The organism is Rhodopirellula maiorica SM1, assembly GCF_000346295.1.
Lineage (GTDB): Bacteria > Planctomycetota > Planctomycetia > Pirellulales > Pirellulaceae > Novipirellula > Novipirellula maiorica.
Genome location: NZ_ANOG01000852.1, coordinates 1 through 1,460 on the forward strand (window position 1 = coordinate 1; position 1,460 = coordinate 1,460).

Here is a 1,460-nt window from a genome sequence, read left to right on the forward strand (position 1 = left end):
ACTCGTTTTTTGCACTGTGACAACCGTGGCAGAGGAACCGATCGATTTTGCTCACGACATTGTGCCAATCCTGCAACGAAACTGTGTCACCTGTCACGGCGGTCGCGAAGCCGAAGGCGACTTCTCGATCAATACTCGCGGCTTGATGATTGAATCCGGGATGGTCGAACCGGAGGACTCGTCCACTTCGGAACTGATTCGTTTGATCACCTCGGACGATCCCGACGAACAAATGCCGCCACCGGATCGGCCTCGCTTGAGCGCCAACGAAACCACTCGGCTACGCCGCTGGATCGATCAGGGGATGCCGTGGGACGATGACTTCACCTTCGCAATTCAAAATTACGAACCGCCGCTGCGGCCGCGCCGTCCCGAGCTGCCGCCGGCAATCGATGGACGCGTCAATCCGATTGATCGAATACTCGATGCTTATTTATCCGAGCATGGTTTGCCGACGCCACCGCCGATCGACGACGCGACGTTCTTTCGCCGTGTCCACTTGGACTTGGTCGGTCTGTTGCCGACTGCCGATGCACTTACCTCCTTTCGGAACGATTCGTCCGCTGATAAACGAACTCGTCTGGTGGACGAGCTGCTCTCACGCGATCTTGACTACGCCGACCACTGGTTGACGTTCTTCAACGACTTGCTTCGCAATGACTACAGCGGCACCGGATTCATTACTAAAGGACGTCGGCAAATCAGCCGCTGGTTGTACCAATCTCTTCTCCAGAACAAGCCTTTTGACCAATTGACTCGCGAACTGATTGCTCCCACTTCGGACGAAAGCCGCGGTTACATCGATGGCATCAAGTGGCGTGGCACGGTTAGCGCAGGGCAAACGCTCGAAATCCAGTTTGCACAAAGCGTGTCGCAGTCCTTTCTCGGCATCAACATGAAATGCGCCTCGTGCCACGACAGCTTCATTGATCGATGGACACTCAAAGAGGCTTATGGATTAGGAGCGATCTATGCAGAAACACCTCTGCAACTGCACCGCTGCGACAAGCCAACCGGGGAAACGCAGCAAGCATCGTGGTTGTTTCCTGAACTGGGTCAAATCGATGCCTCGGCGCCTCGCGAGGAACGATTGCAGCAGCTAGCGCAGCTGTTAACCCATCCCGAAAATGGACGTTTCACGCGCACGATCGTCAATCGGCTGTGGTACCGTTTGATGGGACGAGGCATTGTCCAACCGCTTGACGCAATGCAATCGGAACCGTGGAACGAGGATCTGCTGGACTACTTGGCCGTTCATTTCGCCGAGCATCAATACGATTTGAAAGCGACATTGCGGCTGATCGCGACCTCGGCAGCCTATCAATCGAAAACCGAGATCAGTGAAGACGAATCGGCGATGGGCGACTATGTTTATCGCGGCCCCCGTGCCCGCCGCATGACCGCCGAACAGTTTTTGGATGCGGTGTGGCAGTTGACAGGTAGTGCTCCGAAAAAGTTTG

Annotated in this window: 1 protein-coding gene; it reads left to right on the plus strand. The window is 55.3% G+C overall.

The genetic code is table 11. The annotated features are described in order from the left end of the window. Positions 1-25: 25 nt before the first annotated feature. A partial coding sequence (locus RMSM_RS27340; RefSeq protein ID WP_236622318.1) for a DUF1549 domain-containing protein occupies positions 26-1,460 on the plus strand: 1,435 nt, incomplete at its 3' end.